The sequence below is a fragment of the Halomonas saccharevitans genome, from assembly GCF_900116405.1.
GTDB lineage: Bacteria > Pseudomonadota > Gammaproteobacteria > Pseudomonadales > Halomonadaceae > Halomonas > Halomonas saccharevitans.
Genome location: NZ_FPAQ01000003.1, coordinates 161,827 through 178,716, shown reverse-complemented (window position 1 = coordinate 178,716; position 16,890 = coordinate 161,827). Strand labels below are relative to the sequence as shown.

Genomic DNA, 16,890 nt, shown 5'->3' with positions numbered 1-16,890 from the left:
CGCCCAGTGAGTGACGAGGGCATGCTATCCCGTCCATAATCATCACAAAATAGATCCTTATTGATGCGACCTATCAAGGATGGTGATGTTTATGCGTGCTCCAACGCTCGATCTCGGCCTGTTGCGGACGCTGGTGGCGGTGGCCGATACCGGCAGCGTGACCGCCGCCGCCCGGCGCCTGGCCTATACCCAATCCACCGTCAGCATGCAGCTGCAGCGCCTGGAGAGTGCGCTGGACGTGGCGCTCCACGAGCGCGAGGGGCGGCGGCTGCGCTTCACCGCCGAGGGCGAACGGCTGCTCGGCCATGCCAGAAAACTGCTGTTGCTTAACGACGAGGCGCTCGCCGACATGCGCACGCGCCGGGTCACCGGCGACCTGAACCTCGGGATTCCCGAGGACTATGCCAGCCTGCTGACCTCGGTGTTCTCCTGGTTTCACCAGCTCTACCCCGAAGTGCGCCTGCAGGTGACCTGCGGCACCAGTGCTCACTTGATGGAGCAGGTGCGGGCCGACGAGCTGGACCTGGCGCTGGTGACCCGGCAGCGCCGCTCGCCCGGCGGCGAGATGATTCGCCGCGAGCCGCTCGCCTGGGCGGTGGGCCTGCAGCACCAGCCCTCGCTGACCGATCCTCTGCCGCTGGCGCTTTACTCGCTGGGCGCCGACCTGTTCCGGGAAGTGGCCGAGCAGTCGCTGGCCGCCGCCGGCCGCGACTGGCGAGTGGCCTACACCAGCCAGTCGATGGTCGGCCTGGGGCCGGTGGTGCAGGCGGGCCTGGCCATCGTGGTGGTGACCCGCAGCATGCTGACGCCCCAGCTGCGCGCCCTGGACGAATCGAGCGGCCTGCCGGCGCTGCCGCCCGTGGAGCTGGCCCTACACCGTGCCGCGCGGCGCCCCACCGAGCCTGCCCGGCGCCTGGCCGAGCTGATCCGCGAGGAGCTCTCCATGGGAGAGGGGTGAGTCAGGTGGTGGGTCGATAAGCGCAATTCCGAGCGATATACTCGGGTATTCATTATCTCGCTGTCGCGCCCAGCCGCCGATCGGAGTCGCCATGTTTCCCGAGTTCACCCTGCGCTACGCCCGCCTGCCGGACCGTTTCTATGTTCGCTTCGACCCCGTGCCGGTGGAGGCGCCGAGGCTCTTGGCCTTCAACCGGCCGCTGGCCGAGGAGCTGGGCTTCGATCCGGCGGCCTTCGATGAGGCCCTCGATGAGGGGCGGGCCGCCTATACCTTTGCCGGCAACGCCGTGCCGCAAGGCGCCGAGCCGCTGGCCCAGGCCTATGCCGGTCACCAGTTCGGCCACTTCAACCCGCGTCTGGGCGACGGCCGCGCGGTGCTGCTGGGCGAGGTGACCGATCGTGAGGGGCGGCTGCGCGATATCCAGCTCAAGGGCGCCGGCTGCACGCCCTTCTCCCGTGGGGCCGACGGGCGCGCGCCGCTCGGCCCGGTGCTGCGCGAGTACCTGGTCAGCGAGGCGATGCACGTCCTGGGCATTCCCACCACCCGCGCGCTGGCCGCAGTCGCCACCGGCGAACGGGTCTTTCGCCGGGTGCCCGAGCCCGGCGCCGTGCTGACCCGGGTGGCCTCGAGCCACCTGCGCGTGGGCACCTTCCAGTACTTCGCCGCGCGGGGCGACGAGGAGGCCATTCGTCTGCTCGCGGATCTCGCCATCGAGCGGCACTATCCCGAGCTCGCCTTGCTGCCGCCGGAGAGCCGCTACCTCTCGCTGGTGGAGGCCGTGCAGGCACGCCAGGCCCGGCTCGTCGCCGGCTGGATGGGGCTCGGCTTCATCCACGGCGTGATGAATACCGATAACACCTCGATCGCCGGGGAGACCATCGACTACGGCCCCTGCGCCTTCATGGAGGCCTATGATCCCGAGCAGGTGTTCAGCTCCATCGACGAGGGCGGCCGCTACGCCTATCGCAACCAGCCGTGGATCGCCCAGTGGAACCTGGCGCGCTTCGCCGAGACCCTGATCCCGCTGATCGATGACGATGCGGACCAAGCCGTGGAACGCGCCACCGCGGTGATCCAGGCCTACCCCGAGCAGTACGAGGCCGAGTGGCTCTCGGTGATGCGCAATAAGCTGGGGCTCGCGCGGGCCGAGGAGGGCGACCGCGAGCTCGCCGAGGCCTTCCTCGAGGCCCAGGCGGCCGGCCGCGCCGACTTCACCCTGAGCTTTCGACAGCTTGCCGAGGCGGTGGAGGAAGACGCCCCGGCGCTGCTCGAACTGTTCGAGCACCGCGAGGCCCTGCACGAGTGGCTGCCGCGCTGGCGACAGCGGCTGGCCCGGGAGGACGTGAACCCGGCGACGATCGCCGCCCGGCTGCGCGCGACCAACCCGCTCTATATTCCGCGCAACCAGCGGGTGGAAGAGGCGCTGGCCGCGGCCGCCGAGGGCGACATGGCGCCCTTCGAGACACTGCGCGAGGTGCTGGCGACCCCCTTCGAGGCCCAGCCCGATCGCGAGGCCTACGCCCGGCCTTCGCCGGCCGGCCAGGCCGTGTTCCGCACCTTCTGCGGCACCTGAGCCGGCCGCGACGAGGCGACGGCCGATCATCGGCTGATCGGGTGGCGCGTAGAGAACCTCGCAGCCGGCGTATCCGGGCGCCCCTGAACACGCCCACAAAAAAGCCGCGCCGCCCGGAAGGGCTGGCGCGGCTTGAGCTGACGAGTCAGCGATGGCCCGGAACGGGCTTCAGTCGAGGTCGAAGCGGTCGGCGTTCATCACCTTGGTCCAGGCGGCGACGAAGTCCTTCACGAACTTCTCCTCGTTGTCGTCCTGGGCGTACAGCTCGGCGTAGGCGCGCAGGATGGAGTTGGAGCCGAACACCAGGTCGACGCGAGTCGCGGTGAACTTGGTGTCGCCGCTCTGGCGATCGACGATGTCGTAGGCGTTCTTGCCGGTCGGCTCCCAGCGGTTGCCCATGTCGGTCAGGTTGACGAAGAAGTCGTTGGTCAGCTGGCCTACGCGATCGGTGAACACGCCGTGCGGAGTGCCGCCGTGGTTGGTGCCGAGCACTCGCATGCCGCCCAGCAGCACGGTCATCTCCGGCGCGGTCAGACCCATCAACTGGGCGCGATCCAGCAGCATTTCCTCCGGCTTGACCACGTACTCCTTCTTCTGCCAGTTGCGGAAGGCATCGGCCAGCGGCTCCAGCGGCTCGAAGGATTCGGCGTCGGTCATCGCCTCGCTGGCGTCGCCGCGGCCCTTGGCGAAGGGCACGTGAACGTCGTGGCCAGCCGCCTTGGCCGCCATCTCGACGCCCAGGTTGCCGCCCAGCACGATGACGTCGGCGATGCTCGCGCCGGTGTCGGCGGAGATCTGCTCGTAGGTCTTCAGCACCTTGGCCAGACGCTCCGGCTCGTTGCCTTCCCAGTGCTTCTGCGGGGCCAGGCGTATACGCGCCCCGTTGGCGCCGCCGCGCATGTCGGAGCCGCGGAAGGTGCGGGCGCTGTCCCAGGCGGTGGCGATCAGCTCATTCAGGGAGAGGCCGGCCTCGGCGATCTTCGCCTTGACGACCTCCTCGGTGTAGTTGGTCTCACCCTGGGGCACCGGATCCTGCCAGATCAGGTCCTCGGCCGGTACGTCCGGGCCGATATAGCGGGATTTCGGCCCCATGTCGCGGTGCGTCAGCTTGAACCAGGCGCGAGCGAAGGCGTCCTTGAAGTACTCGGGATCGGCCATGAATTTCTCGCAGATCGCCCGGTACGCGGGATCCATCTTCATCGCCATGTCGGCGTCGGTCATCATCGGGTTATGGCGCTTGGAGGGGTCGGTTGCATCGACCGGCTTGTCCTCCTCCTTGATGTCGACCGGCTCCCACTGGTTGGCGCCGGCGGGGCTCTTCTTGAGCTCCCACTCGTAGCCGAACAGCATGTCGAAGTAACCCATGTCGAACTGGGTCGGATTGGTGGTCCAGGCGCCCTCGAGGCCCGAGGTGATCGCGTTGGTCGCCTTGCCGTCAAGGTTGGGGTTCATCCAGCCGAAGCCCTGGGTCTCGACGTCGGCGCCTTCCGGCTCGGCGCCGAGCGCCTCGGCGTCACCGTTGCCGTGGGTCTTGCCCACTGTGTGGCCGCCGGCGGTCAGGGCCGCAGTTTCCTCGTCGTTCATCGCCATGCGGGCGAAGGTCACGCGGACCTGCTCGGCGGTCTTCAGCGGGTCGGGCTCGCCGTTCACCCCTTCCGGGTTCACGTAGATCAGGCCCATCTGCACGGCGGCCAGCGGATTTTCCATGGTGTCCGGCTGGTCGACATCGTCATAGCGGCTGTCGGACGGCGCCAGCCACTCCTTCTCGGCCCCCCAGTAGATGTCCTTCTCGGGGTGCCAGATATCCTCGCGACCGTAAGAGAAACCGAAGGTCTTGAAGCCCATGGATTCGTAGGCCACGTTGCCGGCCAGGATGAACAGGTCGGCCCAGCTGACCTGGTTGCCGTATTTCTTCTTGAGCGGCCACAGCAGACGACGTGCCTTGTCGAGGTTGCCGTTGTCGGGCCAGGAGTTCAGCGGCGCGAAGCGTTGGTTACCGGTGCCGGCACCGCCACGGCCATCGGCCAGGCGGTAGGTGCCTGCCGCGTGCCAGGCCAGGCGAATCATCAGGCCGCCGTAGTGGCCCCAATCGGCTGGCCACCACTCCTGGCTGTTGGTCATCAGCTCGTGCATGTCCCTCTCGAGGGCCGCATGGTCGAGCTTCTTGACCTCTTCCCGATAGTCGAACGCCTCACCCAGCGGATTGGTCTTGCGATCGTGCTGATGGAGGATGTCCAGGTTCAGCGATTCCGGCCACCAGGCGACCACATCGGCCTTCTCTTGGGTGTTGGAACCGTGCATCACCGGACACTTGCCTGTCTGCTGTTCGCCCATGTTGCTCTCCAATCTTTGCTGCATGTAGGGGTCTGTCTGGGTGTGGTAAGCGACGAGTCTGGTTGAGAGTAGTGTCGCCGACCAACGGTGTCATGTGTCTCGTCGGCGCTATCGCGTCGCCTTTTCCTTCACACTACTCCGCGTCCATTGATGGGCCCAAGTGCCATTTCCGACCATCTCGATAGTTATTTCATATCGGCAATCCTGCATGCAGGTGGCCGGCGCTATTGGCCTCGGTGCGTATCGGCTTCTTCGGGGGGCGGTCAGTCGGGCGACGACGAGAGCGAGGGGGCCGGGGCGCCGAGGTCGGGAATTACCAGCTCCCGGCTCTCGCCCATCAAAAAGGCGTGGTTGGCCTCCAGGGCTTCGCGCAGGAAGTCCCACAGCAGGCGGACCCGGGCCAGGCGGCGCTGCTCTTGGCGGGCGGTGATCCAGAAGTGACGCACGATCTCCACGTCGTCATCCAGCACGTTCGAAAGGGCCTCCGAGGTGCTGGCCATGAAGCAGGGCAGCACGGCGAGCCCGGCGCCCTGCAGGCAGGCGGCGTGCTGGGTGGTCACGCTGGTGCTGCGCAGGGCGAAGTGCGGGCCGGGATGGCCGACCACCGCCGGGTCGAGCAGCGGCTCGAGGTAGCTGAGCTGCTCGCTGAAGATCAGGTCGTCGACATAGCCGATCAGACGATGTGCGCCCAGCGCGGAGCGGTGTCGCGGGGTGCCGTGGCGGGCGAGATAGCCCTGGCTGCCGTAGAGGCGCAGCCGGTAGTCGCAGAGCCGCGAGATCACGAGCCCCGGGCTCACCGGGCGTTCCACGGTAATGGCGAGATCCGCCTCGTGGCGGCTCAGGTTGACCACCCGCGGCAGTGCCAGCAGGTCCAGGGTCACGCCGGGGTGGCGCTCGCAGAAGGCCGAGAGCAGCGGGGCGATCACCCAGGTGCCGAAGCCCTCGGTCACCCCCAGGCGGATCTGGCCGCTGATCTGGTGGTTCTTGTCGGTGAGGCTCTCGCCCGCCTCGAAGGCGTGGCGCGCCATCTCCTCGGCGTGGGCGAGCAGCTGCTGGCCGGCCTCGGTGAGGTGGTAGCCGTGGGTGCTGCGCTCGAACAGCTGGGTGTTGAGGGCCTGCTCGAAGCGCCTCGTGCGCCGCGACAGGGTGGAGTGGTCCAGCCCCAGGCGCCGGGCGGCGTCGGTGAGCCGCTCGCTGCGCGCCACCTCGAGGAAGATCTGGATGTCCTGCCAGTCCAGCATGGGAGCCGTCTCCTGCCGTCTTTGGTTGTGCATCAGTGCACAAGCAATGTGCCTGAGTGCCCGTTGTCACGCCATCCAACCTCTGTATAGACTCGAAACATCGACTCTCCGTGCCAGCATGCACATAAGGTCGCATACGCCTTTTGCCCCATACGCATCATCACAACAGCGCATCATCACAACAGCGCATCATCACAACAGCTCGTAACCACAACAGCTCATAATCACAACAGCTTCAGGAGCATGCCCATGACCGTTCGCGAAACTCCCATGTACATCGATGGCCAGCCCGTCCAGTCCCAGAGCCAGGAGTGGCGCGACGTGGTCAATCCGGCCACCCAGGAGGTGGTCGCGCGGGTACCGTTCTGCACCGCCGAGGAGGTCGAGCAGGCCGTCGCCAGCGCCAAGGAGGCCTTCAAGACCTGGCGCAAGGTGCCGCTGGGCAAGCGTATGCGCATCATGCTCAAGCTCCAGGCGCTGATCCGCGACAACACCGATGAGCTGGCCGCGCTGATCAGCGAGGAACACGGCAAGACCCTGCCGGATGCGGCCGGCGAGGTAGGCCGCGGCCTGGAGGTGGTGGAGCACGCCTGTTCGATCACCTCCCTGCAGCTCGGCGAACTGGCCGAGAACGCCGCCAATGAGGTAGACGTCTACAGCCTCAACCAGCCGCTGGGCGTGGGCGCTGGCATCACCGCCTTCAACTTCCCGATCATGCTGCCCTGCTTCATGTTCCCGCTGGCCATCGCCACCGGTAACACCTTCGTGCTCAAGCCCTCCGAGCAGGACCCGACCTCCACCATGCGCCTGGTCGAGCTGGCCCACGAGGCGGGCGTGCCGGCCGGCGTGCTGAACGTGGTGCACGGCGGCCCGGACGTCGCTAACCAGATCGCCGATCATGCCGACATCAAGGCGCTCTCCTTCATCGGCTCCAGCCATGTCGGCTCGCTGCTCTACGATCGCGCCGCCGCCGCCGGCAAGCGCATGCAGGCGATGATGGGCGCCAAGAACCACTGCGTGGTGATGCCGGACGCCAACCGCAGCCAGGCCATCAACAACCTGCTGGGCTCCGCCTTCGGCGCCGCCGGACAGCGCTGCATGGCCAACTCCGTGGTGGTGCTGGTGGGTGAGGCCCGCGAGTGGCTCGAGGACATCGCCGAGGGTGCCCGCAACATGAAGGTCGGTCCTGGCACCCAGACGGACGCCGACCTCGGCCCGCTGGTCTCTCCCCAGGCCAAGGAGCGCGTGGAGCGCCTGATCGCCACCGGCGAGCAGGAGGGCGCCAAGCTGCTGGTCGACGGCCGCGGCTGTGAGGTGGAGGGCTACCCGAACGGCAACTTCGTCGGCCTGTTTCTGTTCAGCGCCGTGACCACCGAGATGACCATCTACCGCGAGGAGATCTTCGGGCCGGTGCTCTGCGTGGTCGGTGTCGAGACCCTCGACGAGGCGATCGCGTTCGTCAACGCCAACCCCAACGGCAACGGCACCTCGATCTTCACCAACTCCGGTTGGGTGGCGCGACGCTTCGAGAGCGACATCGACGTCGGCCAGGTGGGCATCAACGTGCCGATCCCGGTGCCGGTCGCCTACTTCAGCTTCACCGGCTCACGCGGCTCCAAGCTCGGCGACCTGGGCCCCAACGGCAAGCAGGCGATCAGCTTCTGGACCCAGACCAAGACCGTCACCGCGCGCTGGTTCGAGCCGAAGAACGTCTCCAGCGGCATCAACAGCACCATCTCGCTGGGCTGACCGCACCCCGCTCAGCGGCCATCGGCGGCCCCGTCTCGAGAGAGGCGGGGCCGCCGTCGCTTGGGGCCACCAAGGACGGGTAGACACTGCGTTTACGTTGACGTTAACTGGAGTTTTAGGACAACAACAACCACAGCGCCAGGAGCCACCATGTCCGCACCGATCAGCCGTTTCCCCATCCCCGAATCGATCCACGACCTGCCCGACGACATCCGCGACGCCATGCTGGCGGTGCAGGACAAGGCCGGCTTCGTGCCCAACGTCTTCCTGATGCTGGCCCACCGTCCGGCCGAGTTTCGGGCCTTCTTCGCCTACCACGACGCCCTGATGGAGCGGGAGTCCGACACCCTCACCAAGGCCGAGAAGGAGATGATCGTGGTGGCTACCAGCGCCCGCAATCGCTGCCTCTACTGCGTGGTGGCCCACGGCGCCCTGGTGCGCATCTACAGCAAGGACCCGCTGCTTGCCGACCAGGTGGCCATCAATCACCGCACCGCGCCGATCAGCGAGCGCCACCGCGTGATGCTCGACTTCGCGCTCTACTGCGGCCTGGAGGTGGGGGAACTCACCGACGAATGGGAGGCGCGCCTGAAAACGGCCGGTTTCACCCACGACGACATCTGGGATATCGGCGCCATCACCGCCTTCTTCGGGCTCTCCAATCGCCTGGTCACCCTGACCGGCACCCCGCCCAACGAGGAGTTCTACCTGATGGGGCGGGTGCCGCGGGAGAAGTGAGGTGGAAAGGTCTCCGCGAGTGCTTCCGGCGTTAAGCGCCGTGACCCGCCTCCAATAGCTGCAGCACCGGCGTCAGCTGGCTCTCGTGCAGCAGCAACACGCTGTCGCCGTCCTCATTCTCGCGAGGCGCCACCACGGCGAACTCGCCCTCCTCGAGGTGGAACTCGTGGATCTCGCGGGGCCCCTGGGGCGTCTGGCAGAGGATCGAACGGTAGGCGTCGTCTTCGCTATAGGTGAGGCGGTGGTAGACCTTGAAGAAGGTGTAGAGGGTCAGGCCCTGTCGGAAGGCGGGCCAGCGCGCGGGGATGGTGCGGGTCTCCTCGTCGAGGGCCTGGCCCTCGGCCTCGGCGGCGGCGATGGCCCGGGCCAGGGGATCGGCCAAGAGCCCGGTGCCGTCGCACGGCAGCGGCTGCCCACCCTCGAAGGCCTGGCGATAGTCGTCAGTCACCCGGCGTAGCGCCGCCAAGGAGTCCAGTCGATGGTCGCTGTGGCAGAGCTCGGCGGGCTCGAAGCTGCCGTTCTGCCAGCCGTGGATGACGCGCAGCACCAGCCGGCCCTCGCGCATCGGTGCCAGGATCATCGCCTCGCTCGCCATGCGCAGGTGCAGCAGGCGCTCGGTGGCGGCGTTGTCGAAGGCGCTGTAGGGATCGACGAAGATCCCGTGCAGGCGCCCGGGGGCGTGTTCCTTGGCTTCGGTGTAGGGCATCTCGGGGCTCCGGCACGGGTGGTCGTCACGGTGGGGCGACGTTATGATGCCCCTCGATCCTGTGTCTATCGGCCGTTATGGCGCCGGCTTGAGACGCGATCCCACAATCCATTCACTGTCGCCAGGGGAGTCTCGCCGCCGCACGCGTCGGCCGGGGCTGAGAGAGCGCATGGCGCTGACCCTGGAACCTGATCCGGTTCACACCGGCGGAGGAAGTGCGACATGCCTGTCCTGACGTCTGCCGTGCTCGGCGCGGCGCTGCTTTGCTTTGCCTTCCTGGGCCTCAAGGCCCGCCGGGCCGATGGCCCCCTCGACGACTACGTCACCGCACGCAACTCCCAGAGTGCTTCGACCCTGGGGCTCTCCTTCCTTGCCTCGGGGATGGGCGCCTGGATCCTCTTCGCGCCCCCCGAGATCGGCGCCTTCGTCGGCCCGCTGGCGCTGGCCGGCTATGCCGTCGGCTCGGCGTTGCCGTTCATCGTGCTGGGGCTCTATGGCCCGGCGATCCGCCGCCACCTGCCGGAGGGGCGCAGCATCGGCGAGTTCGCCGAGGCCTGCTACGGGGCCGGGGTGCGGCGCTGGGTGTCGCTGGTCTCCGTGCTCTACATGGCCTGCTTCCTGGCCGCGGAGCTGACCGCCGTCGGGGCCATCACCGCGCTGCTCTCCGAGGTGCCACCGGCGCTGGTGGTGATCGGCGTGGCGATCTCCACGCTGCTCTACACGGCAGTGGGCGGGCTGCGGGCGAGCCTTGCCACCGACCGCTGGCAGGCCTGGCTGCTGATCGTCCTGCTGGCGCTGGTCGGCGGGGTGGCGCTTGCGCGCCTGCCCGAGATGCCGGTGGCGGCGGCCCTGCCGTCGATCCCGGCCGGTGACGCCCTCGCCGTGGCGCTAACCCTGGTGATCGCGGTGACGGCAGCGAACCTCTTCCACCAGGGCTATTGGCAGCGGGTATGGGCGGCCCGGGACGACCGTGCCCTGAGCCGCGGCGCCTGGCTAGGCGGCGGCATCACCGTGCTGGTGGTGATGGTGATCGGCGGGCTCGGCATGCTGGCCGCCATGGCCGGCGTGGCGCTGGGCGAACCGCCGATTCCCTTCTTCGCGCTGCTCACCGAGGCGCCGGGATGGCTGGCGCTGCCGGCGCTGGTGCTGGCGGTCACCCTGGTGGCCTCCAGCGTGGATACCCTGCAGAACGGCATCGCCTCGCTGGTGGTGGCGGTGTCCGGTCGGCGCGGCCTCTCCATCGGCGCGGCGCGCCTGGCCACCGTGGCGCTGATGGTGCCGGTGGTGATCGTGGCGCTACAGGGGCTCTCGGTGCTGCGCCTGTTTCTGATCGCCGACCTGCTCTGCGCGGCCATCGTGGTGCCGGTGCTGCTGGGCCTCTGGTCGCGGATGAGCGCCACCGCCGCGGTGGCCGGCGGCGTGGCAGGCTTGCTCGGCGCCATCCTGCCGGGCTGGGTGGCCCAGGGCAGCCTCGCGGCCGGCGTGCTGGCGGCGAGCTTCCCCGGCAGCATTCCGACCCTGCCGCCGTTTCTCGGCGCGCTGCTGCTCTCGAGCCTGGTCAGCCTGCTGATCGCCGGGCTCCGGCCGGCGAGAAGGGCGCGTGCTGCCTGAGACGTTGCCTCTTCGCGGGCGGGCGCCCACCCTGAGAGAGTCGATCCGCGTTCTCGAGGAAACGCCCCATGCCCGTCTGGTCACCGCTGCGCCTAGGGGGGCTTATGCTGTTCGGGCTGCTGGCGGGCTGTGCCGCCGGTCCCGATTGGCGTGCGGAGCTGGCCGACCGCGACCCGCGGAACGCCCGCTGCCTGGCGCAGCTGGCGGCCTTCGATGCGGCGGTGGCCGAGGCCGGCGTGACCGATGCCGGGGCGGCGCGGGTGGCGGGTTTTCCCTACCTGCGCGTTAACCGGCTGCTCGCGAGCTTCGATGACGAGCTCGACAGCCCCGCGGCCTTCGCCGACTGGGTGGCCCGGATGCGCGAGCTGGACGGCGAGGCGCGCGCCATCGAGGCGGCCAACCTGCCGGCGTCCCAGCGGGAGGCGCTGTCGTCAACTCCCGGCGCGGGCCCGGCCGCGGTCGTCAATGCCTGCGCCACGCGCCTGATGGAGCGTGAGCTGCTGGCCGAGCAGGTCGCCGGACCGGCCCGCGAGCGGCTGCGCTCGGCGATCGAGGCCCCCGACCACTACCTGACCCGGCGCCGGGCACTGGGGCTCTATCCCCTGACGCGCCTCGGTCTTGCCCTCGGTTACAACCGCTGGAAGGCGGACTATCTGGACACCTTCGAGGCACCGTTCGCGACGCTGCCGGCCGAGGCGCCCCTGGTGCGCTATGCGCCGCCCACCGGCGAGCTCCTTGATGCCGCCGTCGCGGCGCGGTGGCTGCGCGAGGCGCCACGAAGCCCGCTCGGCTTCGTCGAGCTCGATCGCCAGGCGCTGCTGCGCCTGGCGGCGCATCATGCCCCGGTGTTTCTCGTCGAGACCCAGGGGCACGACGACCGGTTCGGCGCGCCCTACTGGTTTGCCGGGCCCGAAGGCCCCTTGCCGCTCGTCGACACCAACCGTCCCGTGGCCGACGTGCGATTGAGCCATACCCGCTTCGAGGGCGAGCTGCTGCCCCAGCTGGTCTACACCCTGTGGTTCCCGGCGCGCCCACGGCAGGGCGCGCTGGATCTGCTCGGGGGTCGTCTCGATGGCCTGCTGTGGCGCGTCACCCTCGACGAGCGGGGGCGAGCGCTGATCCACGACAGCATCCATCCCTGCGGCTGCTACCATCTCTTCTTTCCCGTGCCGCCCCTCGAGCGCGTCGCGGTGGCCGCGGACGCGGACCTGCGCGAGGCGCCGCTGACGCCCATCGAGGCTCCTCGCCTGGTGGCAGGGCAGCGGCTCGCGGTGCGCGTCGCCGCCGTCAGCCATTACGTGGAGCACCTGGGCGTGGCGGACCCCGGCGTCGACGTAGCCGAGGCGCGCCGCTACGCGCTCAAGGCGGTGTCCTCGCCGCCCGACCATGGCCGGCGATCCCTGGCGCTGCCCGGGGGCGGACGGCGCAGCCTCTATGGTCCGGAGGGTCTGGTGTCGCATACTGGGCGCCTCGAGCGATTCCTGCTGTGGCCATCGGGCATCCTGAGCCCCGGCGCCATGCGCCAGTGGGGAACCCATGCCACCGTTTTCGTTGGCCGGCGCCACTTCGATGACCCTCGGCTGTTCGAGGTGGCCTTCGCGCGGCCGGCCTCGTCCTTCGCCGCGTCGAGTGACGCTGCCGAGCCCCATGACCACCCCCGGGGGGAACCCCGAAACGACAAGAGGATATCCGACCATGAGTGACACGCCTGACGATCCCCGTCGCCGCCATTCCGCCCCGGTCGTGGACGGCGTCGGCAAGTCCGCCAGCCGCGCCATGCTCCGGGCGGTGGGCTTCACCGACGCCGACTTCGCCAAGCCCCAGGTGGGCATCGCCTCGACCTGGAGCAACCTCACCCCCTGCAACAGCCACATCGACGAGCTGGCTCGCCGGGCCAGCGACGGCGCCGATGCGGCCGGCGGCAAGGGGGTGATCTTCAACACCATCACCATCTCCGACGGCATCGCCAACGGCACCGAGGGCATGAAGTACTCGCTGGTGTCCCGGGAGGTGATCGCCGATTCCATCGAGACGGTGGCCGGCTGTGAGGGCTTCGACGGCCTGGTGGCCATCGGCGGCTGCGACAAGAACATGCCGGGCTGTTTGATGGGGCTGGCGCGGCTCGATCGCCCCAGCGTCTTCGTCTACGGCGGCACCATCCTGCCGGGCGAGGGCCACACCGACATCGTCTCGGTGTTCGAGGCCATGGGCGCCCACTCCCGCGGCGACATGGACCTGATCGAGGTGAAGCAGATCGAGGAGACGGCGATTCCCGGTCCCGGCTCCTGCGGCGGCATGTACACCGCCAACACCATGGCCTCGGCCATCGAGGCGCTGGGCATGAGCCTGCCGGGCAGCTCGGCGCAGAATGCCGTCTCCCGCGATAAGCGCGACGACTGCCATGCCGCCGGTGAGGCGGTGCTCGCGCTGCTCGAGCGCGACATCAAGCCCTCCGACATCATGACGCGCCAGGCCTTCGAGAACGCCATCGCCGTAGTGATAGCGCTGGGCGGCTCCACCAACGCCGTGCTGCACCTGATCGGCATGGCCCGCACCATCGGCGTCGAACTGTCGCTTGCCGACTTCACCGCCATCGGCAAGCGCGTGCCGGTGGTCGCCGACCTGCGCCCCAGCGGCCACTACATGATGAGCGAGCTGGTGGCGATCGGCGGCATCCAGCCGCTGATGAAGATCCTGCTCGACGCAGGCCTCTTGCACGGCGACTGCCTGACCGTGACCGGCCAGACGCTCGCCGAGAACCTGGCCGAGGTGGCGCCGTATCCCGATGACCAGAAGATCATCGCCCCGCTGGATCGCCCGGTGAAGGCGGAGAGCCACCTGCGCATCCTCTTCGGCAACCTGGCCCCGGAAGGCTCGGTGGCCAAGATCACCGGCAAGGAGGGCACGCGCTTCTCGGGCCGCGCCCGGGTGTTCGGCTCCGAGGAGGAGGCCCAGGCGCGTATCAACGACGGCACCGTGGTGGCCGGCGACGTGGTGGTGATCCGCTATGAGGGTCCCAAGGGCGGCCCCGGCATGCGCGAGATGCTCACGCCCACCTCGGCGATCATGGGTCGCGGGCTCGGCAGTGAGGTGGCGCTGATCACCGACGGGCGCTTCTCAGGCGGCAGTCACGGTTTCGTGGTAGGCCACGTCACGCCCGAGGCCTTCGACGGCGGCCCCCTGGCGCTGGTGGAAGACGGCGATGCGATCACCATCGATGCCGAGGCCGACACCATCGACATCGCGCTCTCCGACGAGGAGCTGATGCGCCGCCGCGCCGCCTGGCGCCAGCCGGCACCGCGCTACACCCGCGGCGTGCTGTCGAAGTACGCCCGCACGGTGAGCTCGGCCTCCACCGGCGCGGTCACCGACCTGCCAGAGTGAGGCGCGCGCCGGGCCGCTGAGCCCGTTATCCGCCAAGACGCCCCGGCCGGGATCGGTCGGGGCGTTCTCGTCATGGGGGGCCTGCTAGAGGGCGCAGGTGCGAAATCCGGCCAGGATGTCGTTTCGCTCCGGGGTGAAGAAGTTGCGGTAGGCGGTGTGGATCAGTCGCGCGCGGGTGGCCCAGGCACCGCCGCGCAGCACGTAGCGCCCCTCCTGGAACCAGGGGGCGGAGTAGTCGCGGTAGAGCTCGGGCGCGAAGCCCGGGAAGGGGGCGAAGGGCGAGGCCGTCCACTCCCAGACGTTGCCCAGCAGCTGGCGACAGCCGAAGGCGCTGTCGCCCTCGGGCAGCGCCGCCACGTCCAGCGGGCCCAGGCGCCAGCCGTCGAGGTTGGCCCGGCCGGCGTCCGGCGGCGTGTCGCCCCAGGGGAAGCGTCGCTTGCCGGGCGCCAGCGAGGCGCCGTCGGCGCTGGGCTCGCGGCTGGCGGCTACCTCCCACTCCGCCTCGCTGGGCAGGCGTCGACCGGCCCAGCGACACCAGGCCTCGGCCTCGTACCAGCTGACGTGCACCACCGGCTGGTGGGCGGCCAGCGGCTGCCAGCGATCGAAGCGGCGCTCCTCCCAGCGGTTGTCGGCGCCCCGGCGCCAGTAGACCGGAGCCTCCTGCCCCTGACCCTCGCGCCACCGCCAGCCGGCCTCGCTCCAGTAGTCGCGCCGCGCGTAGCCACCGTCGTCGACGAAGGCGGCGAACTCGGCGTTGGTGACCGGCGCCCGGGCGATCGAGAAGGGCGCCACCTCGACCGCCATGGGCGGCTTCTCGTTGTCGAAGCGGAAGGGCAGGGTATCGTCGCCACCCAGACGGTGGCGCCCGCCGGGAATGGTGACGTCGCCCGGCAGGGGGCCGCGTCCGGCCTCGCCGGGGGCCTCGCGCGGCGGCGTGCCGAGTGCCGGGGCGGGGTCGCCCAGCGTCTGGCGGGTGTAGAGGAAGGCCTCGCCGTGCATGTCCTCGTGCAGGGTGGTGAGCTGATAGACGTAGCTCTGGGCGGCGCTGGCCTCGCCCTCGGGCAGGCGCGCGAGCATCGCCGCCTGCACCCGCGAGAGGTAGTCCAGGGTCTCGTCGCGGGAGGGCAGCGGTAGCGCCCAGCGGTCGTCATGGGCGATGCTGCCGGAGTCGAACAGCCGCTCGGAGCCGACGAGCCGGTAGTCGCGCAGGCCGAACAGGCCACGCAGCGCGAAGTGGTCGTGGAAAAAGCCCAGGTGGCCGAGCTCCCACAGCGGCGGGTTGACGATCGAAAGCCGCGGGCCGAGCTCGCGGATCTCGAGGGTATCGCGCATCAGCGAAAGGCTGCGCGAGCGGGCATCGATCAGCATGTCTGCCAGCGCGTCGGCGGCGCGAGGGGGCGTGGGCGGGGTGGCGATCATCAGGACCTCCTCGAACGGTGAGCGGCTGGATAAGCACGGCCGGGTAAGATTGGCTGGCCAAGAACGGTTGAAGAAGTATGGACGGATGACGGGGCGAGCGATGCAAGGCGATAAGGGGAAGGGTGAACAGTGTTGAAGGTAGCCCTGATCACCCCGGCGGGTCGAGGCTCCCACGCCGGCAACCGCGCCACCGCGACCCGCTGGGCGGGCCTGCTGCGCGAGCTTGGCTGCCGCGTGAGTATCGCCGGCTCCGAGGATGCCCCGGGGGAATGGCGCGTCGACGGACAGGCCCCAGATCTCGTGATGGCGCTGCACGCCTGGCGCAGCCACGGAGCCATCCTCGCTTGTCGCCAGGCCTTTCCTGCGGCCGCCCTGGCCGTGGTGCTGACCGGCACCGACGTCTACCGCTTCCAGCACAGCCATCCCGAGACCTTCCACGAAAGCCTCGCGGCGGCGGACGTCCTGATCGGCCTGCATGATGCCCTGGAGGAGGACCTGCCCGCGGGCGTCCTGCCGCGCCTGCACGTCGTCCACCAGTCGGCGCTGCCGCTGCCGCCCGGTGCCCCGCGGCCGGGGCGGCGGCACTTCGATGTGCTGGTGGTGGGCCACCTGCGCGAGGAGAAGGACCCGCTGCGCGCGGCACTCGCGGTGCGCGACCTGCCAATGGGCTCGCGGCTGCGGATCATCCAGCTGGGCGGCGCCCACGACGAGAGCTGGGCCAAGGCGGCCGTTGAGGAGATGGCGGCCAATCCGCGCTATCGCTGGCTCGGCGACCTGCCCCGCTGGCAGGTGCGCCAGTGGATGGCCTGCGCCCGACTGATGGTGATCAGCTCGCGCATGGAGGGCGGGGCCAACGTGGTCAGCGAGGCCTGCGCGGCGGGCCTGCCGGTGCTGGCCTCCGATATCCCGGGCAACCGCGGCCTGCTGGGCGACGACTACGCCGGCTATTTCCCGGTCGCCGATACCGCGGCGCTTGGCGACCTGCTGCGCCGCGCCGAGGCACAGCCGGCCTTCGTCGAGGGCCTGCGCCGCCAGGTGGCGGCCCGGGCGCCGCTGTTCACGCCCGAGGCCGAGTGCGAGGCGCTGGCCAGGGTGCTCACCGCCTGCGGGCTGCACGCCTGACCTTATCTGCATGGTTAGGAGGCGCCGGGGCAGGTCCCGGCGAAGGTCATTCGCC

At 69.4% G+C, this 16,890-nt stretch carries 12 protein-coding genes and 1 riboswitch; of the genes, 8 read left to right on the top strand and 4 right to left on the bottom strand.

Going from position 1 to position 16,890, the window contains the following annotated elements:
• Positions 1-91 precede the first annotated feature (91 nt).
• Entirely contained in the window at positions 92-958 is an 867-nt protein-coding gene (locus BM388_RS02855; RefSeq protein WP_089846999.1) for a LysR substrate-binding domain-containing protein, read from the top strand.
• 91 nt (positions 959-1,049) lie between these two features.
• Positions 1,050-2,531 (top strand): protein adenylyltransferase SelO, encoded by a 1,482-nt coding sequence (locus BM388_RS02850; protein ID WP_089846997.1) that lies wholly within the window; start codon positions 1,050-1,052, stop codon positions 2,529-2,531.
• Between the two features lie 168 nt (positions 2,532-2,699).
• Here the strand turns inward: BM388_RS02850 and katG are convergent, their stop codons facing one another.
• Both katG and BM388_RS02840 read right to left on the bottom strand, forming a co-directional pair.
• On the bottom strand, positions 2,700-4,889 hold the full coding sequence (gene katG / locus BM388_RS02845; protein WP_245781445.1) for a catalase/peroxidase HPI: 2,190 nt from the start codon (positions 4,887-4,889) through the stop codon (positions 2,700-2,702).
• A gap of 239 nt (positions 4,890-5,128) precedes the next feature.
• The gene (locus tag BM388_RS02840; protein WP_089846993.1) at positions 5,129-6,106 is read right to left on the bottom strand and encodes a LysR family transcriptional regulator; all 978 of its coding nucleotides are present in this window, start codon (positions 6,104-6,106) and stop codon (positions 5,129-5,131) included.
• 249 nt (positions 6,107-6,355) lie between these two features.
• Between BM388_RS02840 and BM388_RS02835 the strand changes: the two genes are divergently transcribed.
• Both BM388_RS02835 and BM388_RS02830 read left to right on the top strand, forming a co-directional pair.
• A complete protein-coding gene (locus BM388_RS02835) occupies positions 6,356-7,855 on the top strand; it encodes a CoA-acylating methylmalonate-semialdehyde dehydrogenase (protein WP_089846991.1) in 1,500 nt (499 codons plus the stop codon).
• A 150-nt stretch (positions 7,856-8,005) separates the two neighbouring features.
• A complete protein-coding gene (locus BM388_RS02830; RefSeq protein ID WP_089846989.1) occupies positions 8,006-8,593 on the top strand; it encodes a peroxidase-related enzyme in 588 nt (195 codons plus the stop codon).
• A 31-nt stretch (positions 8,594-8,624) separates the two neighbouring features.
• Here BM388_RS02830 and BM388_RS02825 read toward each other — a convergent pair whose 3' ends face one another.
• Entirely contained in the window at positions 8,625-9,299 is a 675-nt protein-coding gene (locus tag BM388_RS02825) for a hypothetical protein (RefSeq protein WP_089846987.1), read from the bottom strand.
• Between the two features lie 113 nt (positions 9,300-9,412).
• A riboswitch (TPP riboswitch) is annotated at positions 9,413-9,532 on the top strand.
• Here BM388_RS02825 and BM388_RS02820 point away from each other — a divergent pair.
• The 3 genes from BM388_RS02820 to ilvD all read left to right on the top strand — a co-directional run bounded on the left by BM388_RS02820 (position 9,522) and on the right by ilvD (position 14,294).
• On the top strand, positions 9,522-10,910 hold the full coding sequence (locus BM388_RS02820) for an SLC5/6 family protein (RefSeq protein WP_089846985.1): 1,389 nt from the start codon (positions 9,522-9,524) through the stop codon (positions 10,908-10,910). Its footprint overlaps the riboswitch before it by 11 nt.
• Before the next feature lie 68 nt (positions 10,911-10,978).
• The gene (locus tag BM388_RS02815; protein WP_089846983.1) at positions 10,979-12,613 is read left to right on the top strand and encodes a hypothetical protein; all 1,635 of its coding nucleotides are present in this window, start codon (positions 10,979-10,981) and stop codon (positions 12,611-12,613) included.
• Positions 12,606-14,294: a dihydroxy-acid dehydratase gene (gene ilvD, locus BM388_RS02810; protein WP_089846981.1), complete on the top strand. Its 1,689-nt coding sequence runs from the start codon at positions 12,606-12,608 to the stop codon at positions 14,292-14,294. The genes BM388_RS02815 and ilvD overlap by 8 nt, the downstream gene beginning before the upstream one ends.
• Before the next feature lie 84 nt (positions 14,295-14,378).
• Here the strand turns inward: ilvD and senA are convergent, their stop codons facing one another.
• Positions 14,379-15,713: a selenoneine synthase SenA gene (gene senA / locus BM388_RS02805; RefSeq protein WP_089846979.1), complete on the bottom strand. Its 1,335-nt coding sequence runs from the start codon at positions 15,711-15,713 to the stop codon at positions 14,379-14,381.
• Between the two features lie 129 nt (positions 15,714-15,842).
• Between senA and senB the strand changes: the two genes are divergently transcribed.
• A complete protein-coding gene (senB, locus tag BM388_RS02800) occupies positions 15,843-16,835 on the top strand; it encodes a selenoneine biosynthesis selenosugar synthase SenB (protein ID WP_217641037.1) in 993 nt (330 codons plus the stop codon).
• The last annotated feature ends 55 nt before the right edge of the window (positions 16,836-16,890 follow it).

What these genes read in the sequence shown, in the direction of transcription:
- BM388_RS02855 (WP_089846999.1), top strand. Translation starts at nt 92, where the DNA reads ATGCGTGCTCCAACGCTCGATCTCGGCCTGTTGCGGACGCTGGTGGCG.
- BM388_RS02850 (WP_089846997.1), top strand. Translation starts at nt 1,050, where the DNA reads ATGTTTCCCGAGTTCACCCTGCGCTACGCCCGCCTGCCGGACCGTTTC.
- katG (WP_245781445.1), bottom strand. Translation starts at nt 4,889, where the DNA reads ATGCAGCAAAGATTGGAGAGCAACATGGGCGAACAGCAGACAGGCAAG.
- BM388_RS02840 (WP_089846993.1), bottom strand. Translation starts at nt 6,106, where the DNA reads ATGCTGGACTGGCAGGACATCCAGATCTTCCTCGAGGTGGCGCGCAGC.
- BM388_RS02835 (WP_089846991.1), top strand. Translation starts at nt 6,356, where the DNA reads ATGACCGTTCGCGAAACTCCCATGTACATCGATGGCCAGCCCGTCCAG.
- BM388_RS02830 (WP_089846989.1), top strand. Translation starts at nt 8,006, where the DNA reads ATGTCCGCACCGATCAGCCGTTTCCCCATCCCCGAATCGATCCACGAC.
- BM388_RS02825 (WP_089846987.1), bottom strand. Translation starts at nt 9,299, where the DNA reads ATGCCCTACACCGAAGCCAAGGAACACGCCCCCGGGCGCCTGCACGGG.
- BM388_RS02820 (WP_089846985.1), top strand. Translation starts at nt 9,522, where the DNA reads ATGCCTGTCCTGACGTCTGCCGTGCTCGGCGCGGCGCTGCTTTGCTTT.
- BM388_RS02815 (WP_089846983.1), top strand. Translation starts at nt 10,979, where the DNA reads ATGCCCGTCTGGTCACCGCTGCGCCTAGGGGGGCTTATGCTGTTCGGG.
- ilvD (WP_089846981.1), top strand. Translation starts at nt 12,606, where the DNA reads ATGAGTGACACGCCTGACGATCCCCGTCGCCGCCATTCCGCCCCGGTC.
- senA (WP_089846979.1), bottom strand. Translation starts at nt 15,713, where the DNA reads ATGATCGCCACCCCGCCCACGCCCCCTCGCGCCGCCGACGCGCTGGCA.